The following is a 16,463-nucleotide window of genomic DNA, read 5'->3' on the forward strand; positions in this document are numbered from 1 at the left end:
TTGAATCAACCTGTCGGCATCCCGTCATGCCGCTCTTGTCCGTTGCCGTGAGTATTTTGCCGATGCGCTCGTCTACCGCCCTGACTCTCGTTTCGATTGCGGCAAGCCTGTTGCTCGAAGGATGTGTGCCCGCGCCGTCCGTCGCCGTATTCGGTGCGGCATTTCCGGACTGGCTGTTCTGCATCGTGGGTGGCGTCGTGGGTACCGTGATCGTACACGTCGCACTGGGCAAGCGGGGCAAGCGCGGCTTGCTCGCGCCGCTGGCCGTCAGCTACCCGGCGCTTTCCGCGTTGCTCGCGATGGCCTTCTGGCTGCTTTTCTTTCCTCACTGATCACGCGTACCGCATATGTCCGACGCTTCCGGCGCCTCGCGCAAAAAGTCCTTTCCTGCGTTGCTCATCGTCGTTGCCGCACTGGTGCTGCTCGGCGTTGTCGTGTGGCGCCTCGATCATGCACCGACGACCGACGACGCTTATGTCTACGCCGACACGATCAACGTCGTGCCGGAAGTGAACGGCCGGATCGTCGAGATGCCGGTGCGCGACAACCAGCCGGTCAGGCGCGGGGACTTGCTGTTCCGGATCGATCCGCGGCCGTACCAGGATGCGCTGAATCAGGCTCGCGCACGGCTCGTGACCCTCGACAAGCAGATCGCGCTGACGCAGCGTTCGGTCAACGCGCAGCAATACAACGCCGATTCCGTCAAGGCAGCGGTCGAGCGGTCGCGCGCCCAGGCAAGTCAGGCGGCCGATACGCTGCGTCGCATGGAGCCGCTTCTGCCGCAAGGCTACACGTCGGCGGAAGACGTCGATCGGGCCCGAACCGCGCAGCGGGCGGCCCAGGCGGAGCTGAACGCGGCGATGTTGCAGGCACAGCAGGCCTCCGCGGCGGTGAGCGGCGTGGATGCGCTGGTGGCGCAACGCGCCGAAGTCGACGCGCAGATCGCGATCGCGGAATTGAACCTGGAGTTCACCGAGGTGCGTGCGCCATTTGACGGGCGGGTTGCCGCATTGCGCACGACGGTCGGTCAGTTCGCTTCGGCGCTCAAGCCGGTCTTTACGTTGATCGATACGCGCCATTGGTATGTGATTGCTAATTTCCGCGAGACCGACCTGAAGGGCGTGCGTGCAGGGATGCCGGCCACGGTCTACCTGATGAGCGACACGGGCAGGCATTTCACCGGCACGATCGATTCGATCAGCTATGGCGTGCTGCCCGATGATGGCGGCGTGGTGCTCGAAGGCTTGCCGCGCGTCGCACGCAGCATCAACTGGGTGCATGTGTCGCAGCGCTTCCCGGTGAAGATCGCGGTGCAGAGCCCCGATCCGGAAACATTCCGGATCGGCACCTCGGCGGTGGCCACGCTGCACCGCGACGCGTCCGCGCGCGATGCGTCCCGCTGATGCGTCCCGCTGATGCGTCCCGCTGCTACGTCCCGTTAACCAACACATGAACGCGGAGCCCCTCCTGTCGAACCGTCTTCAACGCCTTGCAACCTTCGTCGGTGGCGAGATCCGGCCGTACCCGGGGCGCATGAACGTGACCCTGCGCTGCGTGCTCGCGAGCGCTATCGTCATCGTCACGTCGATGGCGCTGCAAGTGCCGCTGCTGGCGGTGTCGTTGATCGTCGTGTTCTACGTTACGCAGGCGAACGTCGTGGTGACGCGGCTGATCGGTACGCTGTTCGTGATCGGGTCGACCGTAGCGGTCGGCAGCGCGATCCTCGTGTTCAAGTTCACCTACGATTATCCGCTGCTCAGGATCCTGCTGGCCGCAGCGCTGTTCTTTGTCAGCGTCTACATGATGCGGGTGGCCAGGATCGGCGTCGTCTTCTTCATCATCGGTCTCGTCGTCATCTACGCGCAGACCTTTGTCGACCGGACCGATCAGGCTGAACTGCTGGTGCGCGCGGTGTTGTGGCTGTGGGTCGCGGTCAACTATGCGATCGCGCTGACGCTCGTGATCAATACGCTGTTCCTGCCCGCCGAGCCGGTGCGCCAGCTCCACGCTGCGATGTGCGGGCAACTGGATGCAATCGATGCAAGCCTGGCCGCACTTGAGCGTGGCACGGCGGCGACGACAGGCGGGCCCGGGCCCGACGCACGCCAGATTCAGGCCGGCGCGCTGACGCTCCAGAAACTGCTCCGCTTCGCAACGATGCGAGATGCAGGGTATCGCGCAAACCGCGCGTTGCACCTGGCACGCGTGGCGACGGTTTCGCGTCTGTACGCCGCGACCGGCCATCTGCCGGCCTCCACCGCGGGATGGACGGCCGACGCGATCCCCGTGCTGCGTGACGCATGCCGGGCTCTCGGCGGTGCGATCAGGACGGGCGCTCGATTTGTCGCGCCGAGGTCGCTGGTCGATCTGACGGCTGACGGGTTGCCCGGCGCGCTGGCGGAAATGCGCGACGCGTTGCTTGCGTTCGCGGATCGATCGGCTGCGCCGCCTGCCGTGCAATCTCCGGCCGAGAAGGAGCGCCTGCTGGTGCCCGATGCCGTCACCAATCCGGTCTATGCGCAGTTCGCGTTGAAGACGCTGATGGCAGCGCTGTTCAGCTACGTCTTCTATATCGCGACCGATTGGCCGGGCATTCACACGATGATGCTGAGCTGTTTGATCGTCGCGCAGCCGAGCCTGGGTGCGACCACTCAGCGCGCGGTGCTGCGGATCGGCGGCGCGGCAGTCGGCAGTGTGCTGGCGCTCGCGATGGTCGTGTGGGTCGTGCCGCATCTCGACGGGATCGTCGGGCTGTTGATGATGGCATTGCCCGTGATCGCGCTGGGCGCGTGGGTGTCCGCGGGCTCGGAGCGCATCAGCTATGCGGGCATCCAGATCATGTTTACATTCGCGCTGGCGTTGCTGGAGCAATTCGGTCCGACCACCAATCTCACCGAGATCCGTGACCGGATGCTTGGAATCTTGCTTGGCGTGGTCGTATCGACGGTCATTCACGCATGCCTGTGGCCCGAGGCCGAGGGCGAAGCATTGCGCCAGCGCGCGGCGAAGCTGCTGCGCCGGATCGGCGAGCATCTTCGAACGGACGCGACGGGGCCGGTGCCTGTCGGTCTCTGGGCCGAGTTGGGCGACCACGAGGCGATGTCGGCGCGCGTCGCGCTCGAGCCGGGTTGGCAGATGGCAGACGGCGAACACGAAGGCCTGACCTTGCGCATGCAGACCCTGCTTGCGCGGATCCGGGAAATCCTGCTGGCAACCGATGCCTTCGGCGCCGAGCGGCGGTCATTGAAATTGCCGGATCGGACCGCGACTGCGGCAACCGCGTTTCAGGCCGAGCTGGCCACGTTGCTCGACGGCTATGCACACGCGTTGGCCGAGCATCCGCTGGCGATCGAGGTGCCGCCGCGTGCCACGGTCGACGCATTGTCGGAATGCTGCGCGGCGGATCTGGCAACGCAGCCGGCCGACGCGCTGCGGGCCGCGTACGATCGATTGCTGACCCGAGCCGGAAACCTCGCAAATCAGATATCAGGTCTGCCGGCATGGGCGCCGGAGCCTGCCGTCTCAGCATTTACTTCGCGAGCTTCGCAAGCATGACCGATTCGTTGATTCGATTTTCCTGTACGTCGTTGCGCCGTATCGCCGTCGCAGCACTGCTGTGCGGCATGTCCGCGTGCGCGCTGATTCGTCACGACGTGAAGCCGGCGGCGACACGCGATGCCGAACGCATCCGCATCGCCGACGACATTCATCTTGCGAACGACGGCTGGCCGTCGGCGCGCTGGTGGACGCGCTACGATGATCCGCAACTCGCGGCGCTGGTCGAGCGGGCACTCGCCGATTCGCCGACGATGGCGATCGCGCGGACACGCGTATCCCAGGCAAAGTCCGACGTGGACCTCGTGAAAGCCGGCACCAACCTGCAAGTGACCGCGCTCGCGTCGGTGGACCGGGAGCGGGTGTCGGGCAACGGCTTTCTGGGCGCCTATTCCGGCAATCAGCCGCCATTGGGGGCGACGGGGCCGTGGTACACGGAAGGCATCGTGGGCCTCGGCGCGAGTCTCGACATCGATATCTGGGGCAAGCAGCGTGCGCAGGTGGCTGCGGCGCTGGGCGTGCAGAATGCCCGGCTGGTCGAGACGTCCGCCGTGGAGCTGGAAGTCGCGGCCGACGTCGCGCAGCTTTACTACGGCATCCAGACAAGCTATCGCCTCATCGATCTGCTGGAGCAGTTGCATGACATCGCAACGTTTTCGATGAATGCGCACGCCGCGCGTGCGGCCCGGGGGCTCGAGCCGCAGACGCAGACGGAGCTTGCGCGCGCACAGAAACTGGCGACCGAGCGGCAGATCGTGGCCGCGCGAGGCCGCATCACGCAACTGCGCGAATCGCTGCGGGCGCTGATCGGAGCGGGGGCGGCAGATCTCGGCGAGATCAGGCCCGTGCCGTTGCCGACTCCACCATCTTCATTGCCGACCACGCTGTCGTACGAATTGCTGGCGAGACGCCCGGATCTGCAGGCGATGCGGTGGTACGTCGAAGCGTCGTTCGACAAGATCGATGCGGCAAAGGCCGCGTTCTATCCGAGTTTCGACATCAAGGCCTTCTTCGGCGTCAACGCGCTGCATCTGGGCGACCTGTTCACGCATGCGAGCCAGCAGATCAATCTGGTTCCGGGCCTGTACCTGCCGATTTTCGACGGGGGCCGGCTCAACGCGAATCTCGGGGGAGCCCGTACCGCGAGCAACCTGCTGATCCTGCAGTACAACCAGTCGGTGCTGAACGCCGTGCGCGACGTCGCGATGACGGGCAGTCGACTGCAGGACCTCGATGCCGAGGCGAAACTGCAAACGGAGAAGATCCGTGCAGTGACGTTTACCCAGGACAGCGCCGATGCCCATTACCGGCGCGGGCTCGCGAGCCGGCTGAGCGCAGTGGAGGCGAAGCAGGCCGTGATCCTCGAGCAGGTTGCGCTGCTCGACATCGACGGTAAGCGGATCGGTCAGGACATCGCGTTGACCAAGGCGCTTGGTGGTGGATATCGGGCGGACGCCCCGGTTGTCCTGAACCCACGGTAGTACAGAACATGTCAGACGTGCTTTTGCAAACAGGTTCCGGGAGTGTGCCGCGCGAGGCAGACGGCTTTCGGATGATGCTGGGCGTTCAGCTCTCGATCAATCGCGTGCTGAACCAGAGAATGTTGACGACGCTCGAGATTCCGCTGTCGCAGGGAAGTGCGCTCGTGCACCTTGCGCGCGGCGGGACGATGTCATGTCAGGAGCTGGCGAGATTGCTCGGCTGCGGTACCAGCCGTCTGTCGCGTCTCGCGTGCGAGCTCGAACGTCGCGCGTTGGTCGTGCGGCGGCGCAGCAGTCAGGATCGCAGAACGCTGGACCTGTCGCTGACGCCCGCGGGGCTGGCGCTCGCGGAGCGAGTCCCTTCCGTACTGGCCGAATCGGAGCGGGTCATTCTGAGTCGACTGTCCGAGGAGGAACGGGGGTTTCTCAAACGGTTTCTCCATCGGTTGCTCGGCGCGCTCAGCGTGTAATCGTCATCGACGAACAACCTGCTTCCCGCAACCCTTCGATCGAATATCGCCCCGTGTCAGAACCCGTCCTGATTGCGTGCCACGTTTGCGACACGTTGTTGCGCAAACCGGCACTCGTCGGCAAGGAGACCGCGCATTGCCCGCGCTGCAACGAGCTGCTTTGCCGCAGCAGCGCTTCGCAGCTCGAGCGGATCTGCGCACTCACGCTCGCCGCGATGATCACGTTCGTGATCGCGCAGTGCTTCCCGATCCTCGAGATGGACGTGAACGGCATGCGCGTACAGACGACGCTGATCGGCGCGCTCTCGGCGCTGTGGGACCAGGACATGCGGATCGTCGCCGCGATGGTGTTCTGTTCGACGCTGCTGTTCCCGCTCGCCGAGATGGCCGCGCTGCTGTACGTGACGCTTCCGCTGCGCGCCGGCTGCGTGCCGCCGGCGTTCGACGCGGTGCTGCGAGCGATCCGGCTGGTGCGTCCGTGGGGGATGATCGAGGTGTTCATGCTCGGCATCCTCGTCACGATCGTGAAGATGGTGAGCCTCGCGCGGGTGGTTCCCGACGCGGCGCTGTTCGCATTCGCGGCGCTGACGCTGATGCTGGCCGTGGTCGTGACGGTCGATCCGCGGGCACTGTGGGACATCGCCGACGAACTTCGCGGCCGCGCTGCGGGCAACACGACGGTCCGATGAGCACGACGACTACGACGACCTCGGCCCGCGCGGGCATGGCAAGCTGCCACGCGTGCGGTCATGTGCAGAAGCTCGCGCAGCCGCACACGGGCGATCCGCATCCGGCGCCGCAACGCTGCGCGCGCTGCGGCGCCGCATTGCACGCGCGCTTCCCGAACAGCCTGGCGCGTACCTGGGCGTTCCTGATCGCGGCAATGATCCTGTATATCCCGGCCAACCTGCTGCCGATGATGCGAACTTCGTCGATCGTCGGCTCCCAGGCGGACACGATCATGAGCGGCGTCGTCTATTTCTGGGTGTCGGGCGATTGGCCGCTCGCGGTCGTCGTATTCGTCGCCAGCGTCCTCGTGCCGATGCTCAAGCTGTGCGTGCTGCTGATTCTCGTGATCTCTGCGCAGCGCCGCGCCACCTGGCGGCCGATGCAGCGCACGAAGCTCTACCGGCTCGTCGAGCGGATCGGCCGCTGGTCGATGCTCGACATCTTCGTCGTGACGCTTACCGTCGCGCTCGTCCACTTCCGTTCGCTGGCCGTGATCACCGCCGGCCCGGGCGCGCTCGCGTTCGGCTCGGTCGTGATCCTGACGATGCTCGCGTCGTTGCAGTTCGATCCCCGTCTGATCTGGGATCCAGTCGAACCCTCAGGGAAACACCATGAATAGTCCGCAAGGCCCGCAACACGATCCCGATGCCGGTGCCGGCCAACCTCCGTCCACTTCCGACCCGGTGATCACGAAGCGTGCCGGCTGGCTGCCGTCGCTCGTCTGGCTGGTGCCGATCGTCGCCGCGCTGATCGGCGTCGGGCTCGTCGTCAAGTCGGTGCGCGAACGTGGCCCCGAGATCACGATCAGCTTTCGCAACGCGGAAGGGCTCGAACCCGGCAAGACCCAGGTGAAGTACAAGGACGTCGAGATCGGCATGGTCAAGACGATCACGCTGTCGAAGGACCTGTCGCACGTGCTGGTCGACGTCGCGCTCAAGAAGGAAGCGGCGGATTTCGCGGTGAAGGGCTCGCGCTTCTGGGTCGTGCGGCCGCGCATCGGCGCAAGCGGCGTGTCGGGGCTCGGCACGCTGCTGTCGGGCGCGTATATCGGCGTCGATGCCGGTCGCTCGAAGGATGACGAGCATGCGTTCAGCGGACTCGACACGCCTCCCGCCGTGACCGCCGACCAGCGAGGCACGCAGTACACGCTGCGCGGAGATTCGCTCGGCTCGATCGATATCGGCTCGCCCGTCTACTACCGGCGCGTGCAGGTCGGCCGGGTGGTCGGTTTTTCGCTCGACAAGCTCGGCACGGGCGTCACGATTGCGGTGTTCGTCGATGCGCCGTACGACCAGTACGTTCACGCCAACTCGCGCTGGTGGCAGGCGAGCGGCGTCGATCTGCGTCTCGATTCGAGCGGCCTCAAGCTCAATACGCAGTCGCTCGCGACCGTGATTCTCGGCGGCATCGCATTCCAGTCGCCGGCCGATCAACCTGCGGGGGACGTCGCCGTGCATGACACGGTGTTCCAGCTCGGTGCGGACGAAACACAGGCGATGCGCGAGCCGGACGGCGAGCGCGTGCCGGTCGTGATGAACTTCAACCAGTCGCTGCGTGGGCTCGCGGTCGGCGCGCCGGTCGACTTCCGCGGCATCGTGCTCGGCGAAGTGACGAACATCGGCATCGATTACGACCCGAAGGCAAAGAGCTTCAACATGCCGGTGACGATGAACCTTTACCCCGAGCGGCTGGGCAAGCGCTTCCGGGACGCGGTCCGCAGCAGGGGCGAGATCGAGCGTCGCGAGATTCTGCAGCGACTGGTCGAGCACGGCCTGCGCGGCCAGTTGCGCACCGGCAACCTGTTGACGAACCAGCTGTACGTCGCACTCGACTTCTTCCCGACCGCACCCGCGTTCAAGCTCGACATCAGTCATGAGACGGTCGAGCTGCCGACCGTGGCGAACACGCTCGACGAACTGCAGTCGCAGGTCGCCGACATCGCGAAGAAGCTCGACAAGGTGCCGTTCGACCAGATCGGTGCGAACCTGAACAGCGCGCTCGTCAACGCCGACAAACTGTTCAGGCAGCTCGACACGCAGGTGGCGCCCGAGGCCCGCGACACGCTGTCGGCCGCGAAGCAGACCTTCACGACCGCCGAAGCGACGCTGCAGCAGGATTCGCCGCTGCAGTCCGACGTGCGCGGTGCGCTGAAAGAGCTGACGCACACGCTGCAGTCGCTCAACATGCTCGCCGACTATCTCGAGCGGCACCCCGAATCGCTGCTGCAAGGCAAACCTGGAGACAAGAAATGAGCGCACGCGTGCAACGACTGGCCCGCATGCTCGCGGGCGCCGGAGGGGCCGCGGTAGCGGTGACGCTGCTTGCCGCCTGTTCGTCGCCGCCGGCGCGCTTTTATACGCTCGATGCGGACAATGCCCATGCATCACGCAGCGAGCCGGCCAATCCGCCGTTCCTGATCCAGGTGCCCGCGGTCGACGTGCCCGAACAGGTCGCGAAGAATCAGCTCGTCGTGCAGAAGAACCCCGCGCAAGTCGATATCCTCGAGGAAGAGCGGTGGGCGTCGCCGCCGGCCGACGAAATTCGCCGCGCGCTGTCGTCTGCGCTGACGCGCGAACTCGATACCATCGACGTCGCCGATTCGGCGTATCCGCCGGGCGTACCCGTGTACCGGGTCAGCGTACAGGTGCAGCGCTTCGAATCGTGGCCCGGCGAGCGGGCCGTGCTCGACGCCGTCTGGAGCGTACGCTCGCTTGCCAGCCAGGCGGTGATGACTTGCCGGACTCATGCCGCCGTGCCGGTGCAGCCGGGTTACGACGCGCTCGTGGATGGCCATCGTCAGGCAATCGGCCAGCTCGCCGCGCAGACGGCGAACGCTGTTCGCGCGATGGCTGCCTCGCGTCAGAACATGAAAGGCACGGCACCGGCGTCGTCCGCGATCCGTTGCCCGCTCGCGACGTCCGTTCCGACGCCGTAATCCGCAATGAAGCGCCGTGCGAATACGCACGGCGAGCAGGGATTTGCAGCTTGTCGGGTCGGCATTCTGCTATAAAGCGACGAGACGATTGGCTCACGAATGCAATTCGGCCGTGTGAGCGGAACCAACGACAATGGAAAACATGACGCCAGATCTTGACCCGACGAAGGCTGCCGATCAGCACGCATCCGCGCTTGAAAGCAGGCTCGACAATGTATTCGCTACTGCGTTGCGGGAGCAACGTGTCGTGGGCGCGGTGGCCATTGTCGCCCGTGACGGTCACGTGATTTACCGTCGCGCGCACGGCTACGCCGATCGCGAAACGCAACGTCCGATGCGCGAAGAGACCTTGTTCCGGCTTGCGTCCGTGACGAAGCCGATCGTGACGGTCGCGGTGCTGCGCCTCGTCGCGGACGGCCGCTTGAACCTCGACGATCCCGTTTCGCGCTGGCTTCCCGATTTCACGCCGAAGCTGCCGGACGGCAGTGCGCCGCCGCTGACGATCCATCAACTGCTCACGCATACGGCCGGCTTGAGCTATGGCCTGGCGGAGGAACCCGACAGCGCCTATCATCGCCTCGGCATCTCCGACGGGATCGACCGCGTCGAGTTCGACCTCGACGAGAACCTGCGGCGGCTGGCTGCGGCCCCGCTGGTGTTCGCGCCAGGCACCGCATGGCAATATTCGCTCGCACTCGACGTGCTGGGTGCCGTGATCGAGCAGGCGACCGGCGAGCCGCTCGGCGATGCAGTGGCGCGGTACGTGACCGGCCCGCTGGGCATGCGCGACACGGGCTTCGTATCGCGCGAGCCTGCGCGTTTCGCGGTGCCGTATGCGAACGGCGTGCCTCAGCCGGTGAGGATGGACGACAACATCGATGTGCCGATGCCCGAAGGGCTCGGCGTCGCAGTACGGTTCGCGCCGTCGCGGGTGTTCGACGAAGCGGCGTTTCCGTCAGGCGGCGCGGGCATGTACGGCAGCGCGGACGATGTGTTGCGTCTGCTAGAGACGCTGCGCGATGGCAGCGCGTTTCTGCCGGATGCGCTGCGCGCCGCGATCCATACGGACCACGCGCCGCGTGACGCCGAAACCCGCGGGCCGGGCTGGGGCTTCGGCTACGGCGGGGCGCTGTTGGTCGATCCGGCACTGGCCGGCTCGCCGCAAAGCGCCGGAACACTCCAGTGGGGCGGCGTCTACGGTCACAGCTGGTTTGTCGATGCGGCGCGCGGCCTGACGGTCCTGCTGCTGACGAACACGGCCTACGAGGGCATGTCGGGCGCACTGACGCTGGAACTGCGCGACGCCGTTTATGCAAGCTGACGCATGCCGCAGCGACGCATCGCACCGCGCGCGCGCCGCTGCGTTCAGCGGATCACGAACGCATCCGGATACGCGGTAGCCTGCGCGGTCTCCTGCACACATGCCTTCGCGATATCGAGCACGTCGCCGACCGCCGGGTTGTCCTTCAGCGCATGCTGGTGCACGAGATAGAAGTTGAACCACTGGCTCGAATCGAACGCACGCGCGACCAGTTCGCGGTTTGCGCACAGGTCGGCCGCGGTCAACGCATTGAGCAGGCTCACGCCACCGGTGAGCCGGATCACCTCGCCAAGTGAACTCATGCTGACGCGCAATTCGTAGCCGAGCCGGCGCCGGTCGCTCGAATCGTCGTAGACGAGGTGATCGGACTGGATCGGCTTGATGTATTGCTGGTCCGCGAGATCGGCATAAGTCAGCAGCTTGCGCGCGGCAAGCCGGTTCTTGCGCGTGAGCAGCGCGACCATCTTCGCGCCGAACACCGGCGTGAAGATCAGGCCCGGCTCATGAATCTCGTACGAGACGATCGCGAGATCGAGGCGGCCGCCTTCGACATCCGAGATCAGGCGGCCGCTCGCGGCAACGTCGAGCGCGACGCCGGTGCCCGAATGCGCGTGCGCATACTGCTGCGCGAGCCGCGGGCCGAAGCGGTGGCACAGCCCCGGCGCGCAGCCGATGCGCAGCGACGCGACGCCGCTTTCCTGCAGCAGTGACATCTCTTCCTCGATGCGATTCAGCCGGTCGAGCAGCTGCACGGCCTCGTCGAGCATGTAGCGTCCGGCCGGCGAGATCTGCAGCCGCTGGTTCTCGCGCGCGAACAGCCGGATGCGCAGGCTCTCCTCGAGCCGCGCGAGCGCATGGCTCACGGCCGACTGCGTAATGCCGAGCTGCACCGCCGCCTGGCGCGTGGAGCCGGCCGTGGCGATCGCGTGAAAGATCTCGATGTCGCGCAGACTGAAGTCGGTCCGCATGTTCGCTCCCGCCAATCAATTGATCAAAAAAGATCATATATTGACCGGAAAATAATTCAAAGCGAGACTGCAAGCCAGTCAAACAACGCGCCGGTTCATTCTGCTGCAAGCCTTGCGGCCTGCAGCGAGGTGATGAATCAAATCGGTCACTCATCATACGGAGACGCCCCTCAGCGCCGTTTCGCCCGCTGGCGATGCGCGCTGCCCGGTCATGCCATGTTCGATTTCCAACTCGTTCTCAAGTACCTGCCGATGCTGTTCCAGGCGGCCGGGGTGACGGTGCAGCTGACGCTGCTCGCCACCGTGTTCGGCCTCGCGATCGGCCTCGGCGCCGCGCTCGGCAAGCTGTCGCGGCATCGCGTGCTGCGCGATGCGATGAGCGCGTATATCTGGCTGATCCGCTCGACGCCGCTGCTCGTGCAGCTCTTCATCATCTATTTCGGCCTGCCGCAGTTCGGGATCGAGCTGTCGCCGTTCACGTCCGGCGTGATCGGGCTCGCGCTCAACGTCGGCGCATACAACGCGGAGACGATCCGCGCGGGGATCCTCGCGATTCCGCACGGGCAGATCGAGGCGTCGCGCTCGCTCGGCTTCGGCGCCGCGCGCACGATGCGTCTCGTCGTGCTGCCGCAGGCGCTGAAGCTGATCGTGCCGCCGCTCGGCAACAACCTGATCATCCTCACCAAGGACACGTCGCTCGTGTCGACGATCACGCTTGCGGAGCTGTTCATGCGTACGCAGCAACTCGTCGGCGCGACCTTCAAGCCTTTCGAACTCTACTTTGCCTGCGCCATGATCTATGCATTGCTGACGACCGGCACGAGCCTGTTGCTGCGCCAGATGGAACAGCGCCTGATCCTGAAGGGAGGCCGCGCATGAACGGGCCGGAACCGCAGATCGCGCTGCGCGACATTCACAAGACCTACGGGGCGCTGGAGGTGCTCAAGGGCATTTCGCTCGACGTGCACAAGGGCGAGGTGGTCGTGCTGATCGGCCCGAGCGGCTCGGGCAAGAGCACGCTGCTGCGCTGCGTGAACCATCTGGAAACGCCGACGCGCGGCGAGGTGCGGGTGCTCGGCAGCGTCGTCAACGACCCGCGGCGCAGCCACCGCGCGCAGGAGCGCTACCTGAACGCGATGCGCATGAAGGTCGGGATGGTGTTCCAGCATTTCAACCTGTTTCCGCACCTGACGGTGCTCGAGAACCTGACACTCGCGCCGATGCAGCTGCTCGGGATGGGCGCGGCGCAGGCGCGCGACGAAGCGCGCGCGCTGCTCGACAAGGTCGGCGTGCTCGACAAGCAGCACGTGTACCCCGGCAACCTGTCCGGTGGCCAGAAGCAGCGCGTCGCGATTGCGCGGGCGCTTGCGCTGAAGCCCGACGCGATGCTGTTCGACGAACCGACGTCGGCGCTCGACCCGGAGATGGTCGGCGGCGTGCTCGCGGTGATGGAGCGGCTCGCGAAGGCCGGCATGACGATGATGATCGTCACGCACGAAATGCGCTTCGCGGAGCGCGTTGCGGACCGCGTCGTGTTCATGGCGGACGGCCGCGTGGTCGAGGCTGGCCGGCCGTCGGAGATCTTCCACCAGCCGTCGCACGAGCGTACGCAGGCGTTTCTCGCCGACATCCGCTGAGCGCGGCATCGCATTCACGAACAAACCAAGCAAAGGACGTCAATGAGCGACTATCTCTTCTACCAGTCCGCCGTGCAACTGCCGACCGTCGCGCGGGCCGAAGGCATCTACGCGTGGGATACCGACGGCAGGCGCTATATCGACGCGTGCTCCGGCGCGATCGTCGCGCAGCTCGGGCACGGGCATCCGGCGATCCGCGACGCGATGCTCGCGCAGCTCGACAAGGTCGCGTTCGCGTATCGCACCCAGTTCGAGAACCAGCCGGCGCTCGACCTCGCCGAGAAGCTGATCGGCCTCGTCGGCGGGCGCTTCGACCGTGTGTTCTTCTCGAGCGGCGGCTCGGAATCGGTCGAGTCGGCGCTCAAGCTCGCGCGCCAGTACTGGGTCTGCAAAGGCGAGCCGCAGCGCAACGTGTTCATTGCACGCAAGCCGTCGTATCACGGCTCGACGATGGGCGCGCTCGCGATGACGAGCTACACGCCGCTCACGCAGCCGTTCCAGCCGATGTTCCAGCTTTACCCGAAGGTCGCGTCGCCGACGCAGTACCGCGTGCCGGCAGGCAAGAGCGCCGAGCAGCATGCGCTCGACTGCGCGGACGAGCTCGAGGCCGCGATCCTTGACGCGGGCGCCCACAACGTCGCCGCGTTCATCGCGGAGCCGATCGGCGGCGCGAGCACGGGTGCGGAAGTGCCGCACGATGCGTACTTCGCGCGCATCCGCGAGATCTGCTCGCGGCACGGGATCCTGCTGATCCTCGACGAAGTGATGACGGGCGTGGGCCGCACGGGGCGCTGGTTCGGCTTCCAGCACTGGGGCGTCGAGGCCGACATCCTGTGTCTCGCGAAAGGGCTCGGCGCCGGCTACTACCCGACGTCCGCGATCGTCACGCGCGCGGAGCTGACCGATCCGATCCTCGCGGCGGGCGGGTTCCAGCACGGTTATACGTACGCGGGCAATCCGCTCGCGAGCGCGACGGCGCTCGCGGTGATCGACGTGATCGAGCGCGAGCAACTGGTCGACAACGCGGCGTCGACGGGCGCCTATCTGCGCAGCCAGCTCGAACAGCTCGCCGCGCAGCACGACTTCATCGGCGACGTGCGCGGCCGCGGCTTCCTGCTTGCGATCGAGTACGTGGCCGACCGCACGGCGAAGACACCGTTCGCGCCGTCGCTGAAGTTCGGCGAGCAGGTGACGCGTGTCGCACGCGAGCACGGCGTGATCATCTATCCGCGCAAGTCGCTGATGGGCGAGACCGGCGACCACACGCTGATCGCGCCGCCGCTGATCACCACGCGTGCGCAGTGCGACGAAATCGTCGGGCGGCTCGACGAAGCGTTCCGCGCGGTCGCGCGTTGAGGCGGGCGGCGATGAGCAAACGCATGCAACTGGCCGACGCGATCGCGCCGATTCCCGACGGCGCGTCGATCATGGTCGGCGGCTTCGGATCGCCGGGCACGCCGTTTTCGCTGCTCGCGGAGCTGAAGCGGCAACGCAAGCGCGACCTGACGATCATCAAGAACGACGCGAACCAGGACGGTTACGGCGTGTCGCGGCTGATCGAAGCGGGCGTCGTGAGCCGGCTGCTGACCACGCATCTCGGGCTGAGCGGCCCCGCGCGGCGCGCGCACCTGGCCGGCACGCTGCAGGTCGAGTTCTTCTCGCAGGGACTGTTCGCGGAGCGGATCCGCTGTGCGGGCGTCGGGCTGCCGGGCGTCGTCACCGATATCGAGCTGCCGCCGGAACTGGGCGCGTCGCGCGAGCCGATCTCGGTCGGCGGCCGCACGCTGTATTTCGAACCGGCGCTGCGTGCGGACTTCGCGCTGCTGTGCGCGGATCGCGCCGACGCATACGGCAACCTCAGCTACCGCGGCGCCGCGCGCAATTTCTCGCCGCTGATGGCGATGGCGGCCGATCGCGTGCTGGTCGAAACACGCGCGATCGACGACGCGCCGCTCGCCCCCGACAGCGTGCATACGCCGGGCATCCACGTGCACGGCCTGATCCAGATTGACGGAGACCTCGATGAATACCGGCCCATCCTGCGCTGACCCGCGCCACGTGATCGCGCGGCGCGCCGCACGCGAAGTCGCGCGCGGCCAGCTGATCAACCTCGGCATCGGCCTGCCGACGCTGATTCCTTCGTTTCTCGACGATCCGTCGGCCGCGTGGATCCACTCGGAAAACGGCATCGTCGGCGTCGGCGCGCTCGCGCATCCGGACGATCTCGACAGCCAGCTGATCGATGCGGGCGGCGGCTACGTGTCGGTCGTGCCGGGCGGCGCGATCGTCGACAGCGCCGCATCGTTCGGGATGATCCGGCGCGGGCTGATCGACATCACGTTTCTCGGCGCGCTGCAGGTGTCCGCGCACGGCGACCTCGCGAACTGGCTCGTGCCTGGGAGTCTTGTCGCCGGCATCGGCGGCGGCGCGGAACTCGCGCAGAAGGCGCGCCGCGTGATCGTCACGATGCCGCATGTCGACAAGAACGGCCGGCCGAAGATCGTCGCGCGTTGCACGCTGCCGCTCACCGCGCGGCGGCGGGTCGCGACGATCATCACCGAGCATGCGGTGTTCGCATGCGGCGACGACGGGCTGCGGCTCGTCGAGCGCCTCGGCGCGCTGAGCGTCGCGGAGTTGCGCACCGTCACCGAAGCCGACTTCACGGTCGAAGAGGGGGCAGCATGACGCATTCGCCACGCCACGCATGGATCGTCGGCTACGCGCGCACGCCCATTGGCCGCGCGTATCGCGGTGCGTTCAACGATACGACGGCGCCGACGCTCGCGGCGATGTCGCTGCGGGCGGCGGTGACGCGCAGCGGCATCGATCCCGAACGCATCGACGACGTGATCCTCGGCTGCGCACTGCCGGAAGGCACGCAGTACTACAACATCGGGCGGCTCGCCGCGCTCGCGGCCGACCTGCCCGTGACGACACCGGGCATGACCGTCGACCGGCAATGCTCGTCGGGGCTGATGTCGATCGCGCTTGCGTCGGCGCGCATCGCCGGCGGCGAAGCGGATGCGATTCTCGCGGGCGGTGTCGAGTCGATCAGCCTCGTGCAGAACACGCACATGAATCGGCATCGCCAGCAGGATGCGCTGTTGCTCGAACGGCATCCGGACGCATACCTGCCGATGGTCGACACGGCCGACATCGTCGCGCACCGCTACCGCGTGTCGCGCCGCGCGCAGGACGACTACGCGGCGCTCAGCCAGCAGCGCGCCGCGCGTGCGGCGCAGGCGGGGCTGCTGCGTGACGAGATCGTCGCGGTCGACGCACGCAAGCTCGAGCACGACAGGGCGAGCGGCGTCAGCACGCCGCGCGCACTGCGCGTCGCGGCCGACGAATGCGGCCGGCCGGGCAC

The 16,463-nt window shown here is 66.5% G+C and carries 17 protein-coding genes; 16 read left to right on the top strand and 1 reads right to left on the bottom strand.

Annotation, left to right across the window (positions count from 1 at the left end; all coding sequences use genetic code 11):
• Positions 1–26: 26 nt before the first annotated feature.
• From G3N94_RS23250 to G3N94_RS23295, 10 genes are all read left to right on the top strand, one after another.
• On the top strand, positions 27–332 hold the full coding sequence (locus G3N94_RS23250; protein WP_241022032.1) for a YtcA family lipoprotein: 306 nt from the start codon (positions 27–29) through the stop codon (positions 330–332).
• 15 nt (positions 333–347) lie between these two features.
• Positions 348–1,403: a multidrug transporter subunit MdtN gene (gene mdtN, locus G3N94_RS23255; protein ID WP_205794910.1), complete on the top strand. Its 1,056-nt coding sequence runs from the start codon at positions 348–350 to the stop codon at positions 1,401–1,403.
• Between the two features lie 46 nt (positions 1,404–1,449).
• Positions 1,450–3,555: a multidrug efflux transporter permease subunit MdtO gene (mdtO, locus tag G3N94_RS23260; protein ID WP_205794911.1), complete on the top strand. Its 2,106-nt coding sequence runs from the start codon at positions 1,450–1,452 to the stop codon at positions 3,553–3,555.
• Complete coding sequence (locus G3N94_RS23265) at positions 3,552–5,036, top strand: MdtP family multidrug efflux transporter outer membrane subunit (RefSeq protein ID WP_205794912.1); 1,485 nt, start codon at positions 3,552–3,554, stop codon at positions 5,034–5,036. The genes mdtO and G3N94_RS23265 overlap by 4 nt, the downstream gene beginning before the upstream one ends.
• A gap of 119 nt (positions 5,037–5,155) precedes the next feature.
• Positions 5,156–5,506, top strand: a complete 351-nt coding sequence (locus G3N94_RS23270; RefSeq protein WP_241022033.1) for a MarR family transcriptional regulator — start codon at positions 5,156–5,158, stop codon at positions 5,504–5,506.
• Positions 5,507–5,559: 53 nt separating this feature from the next.
• Entirely contained in the window at positions 5,560–6,195 is a 636-nt protein-coding gene (locus G3N94_RS23275) for a paraquat-inducible protein A (RefSeq protein WP_205794914.1), read from the top strand.
• Positions 6,192–6,854 carry a paraquat-inducible protein A gene (locus tag G3N94_RS23280; RefSeq protein WP_205794915.1) on the top strand — a complete coding sequence of 221 codons (663 nt, stop codon included), beginning with the start codon at positions 6,192–6,194 and terminating at the stop codon, positions 6,852–6,854. The genes G3N94_RS23275 and G3N94_RS23280 overlap by 4 nt, the downstream gene beginning before the upstream one ends.
• Positions 6,847–8,487, top strand: a complete 1,641-nt coding sequence (locus tag G3N94_RS23285) for an MlaD family protein (protein ID WP_205794916.1) — start codon at positions 6,847–6,849, stop codon at positions 8,485–8,487. Before G3N94_RS23280 ends, G3N94_RS23285 begins: the two co-directional genes overlap by 8 nt.
• Positions 8,484–9,170 (top strand): PqiC family protein, encoded by a 687-nt coding sequence (locus G3N94_RS23290; protein ID WP_205794917.1) that lies wholly within the window; start codon positions 8,484–8,486, stop codon positions 9,168–9,170. Before G3N94_RS23285 ends, G3N94_RS23290 begins: the two co-directional genes overlap by 4 nt.
• A 142-nt stretch (positions 9,171–9,312) precedes the next feature.
• Entirely contained in the window at positions 9,313–10,491 is a 1,179-nt protein-coding gene (locus G3N94_RS23295; RefSeq protein WP_205794918.1) for a serine hydrolase domain-containing protein, read from the top strand.
• A gap of 44 nt (positions 10,492–10,535) precedes the next feature.
• On the opposite strand, the gene G3N94_RS23300 is transcribed toward G3N94_RS23295, so the two are convergent.
• Positions 10,536–11,459: a LysR family transcriptional regulator gene (locus tag G3N94_RS23300; RefSeq protein WP_205794919.1), complete on the bottom strand. Its 924-nt coding sequence runs from the start codon at positions 11,457–11,459 to the stop codon at positions 10,536–10,538.
• 216 nt (positions 11,460–11,675) lie between these two features.
• Here G3N94_RS23300 and G3N94_RS23305 point away from each other — a divergent pair, with 216 nt between their 5' ends.
• The 6 genes from G3N94_RS23305 to G3N94_RS23330 all read left to right on the top strand — a co-directional run.
• Entirely contained in the window at positions 11,676–12,338 is a 663-nt protein-coding gene (locus G3N94_RS23305) for an amino acid ABC transporter permease (RefSeq protein WP_205794920.1), read from the top strand.
• Positions 12,335–13,096 carry an amino acid ABC transporter ATP-binding protein gene (locus G3N94_RS23310; RefSeq protein WP_205794921.1) on the top strand — a complete coding sequence of 254 codons (762 nt, stop codon included), beginning with the start codon at positions 12,335–12,337 and terminating at the stop codon, positions 13,094–13,096. The genes G3N94_RS23305 and G3N94_RS23310 overlap by 4 nt, the downstream gene beginning before the upstream one ends.
• A 42-nt stretch (positions 13,097–13,138) precedes the next feature.
• Positions 13,139–14,452 carry an aspartate aminotransferase family protein gene (locus G3N94_RS23315; RefSeq protein WP_205794922.1) on the top strand — a complete coding sequence of 438 codons (1,314 nt, stop codon included), beginning with the start codon at positions 13,139–13,141 and terminating at the stop codon, positions 14,450–14,452.
• An 11-nt stretch (positions 14,453–14,463) separates the two neighbouring features.
• Positions 14,464–15,144, top strand: coding sequence for a 3-oxoacid CoA-transferase subunit A (locus tag G3N94_RS23320; protein WP_205794923.1), 681 nt, complete (start codon positions 14,464–14,466; stop codon positions 15,142–15,144).
• Positions 15,119–15,781, top strand: a complete 663-nt coding sequence (locus tag G3N94_RS23325) for a 3-oxoacid CoA-transferase subunit B (RefSeq protein WP_241022034.1) — start codon at positions 15,119–15,121, stop codon at positions 15,779–15,781. Before G3N94_RS23320 ends, G3N94_RS23325 begins: the two co-directional genes overlap by 26 nt.
• The coding region (locus G3N94_RS23330; protein ID WP_277398565.1) for a beta-ketoacyl synthase N-terminal-like domain-containing protein at positions 15,778–16,463 on the top strand (686 nt) is incomplete at its 3' end. The genes G3N94_RS23325 and G3N94_RS23330, both read left to right, overlap by 4 nt.

This window comes from Burkholderia sp. Ac-20353 (assembly GCF_017104785.1).
Taxonomy (GTDB): Bacteria; Pseudomonadota; Gammaproteobacteria; order Burkholderiales; family Burkholderiaceae; genus Burkholderia.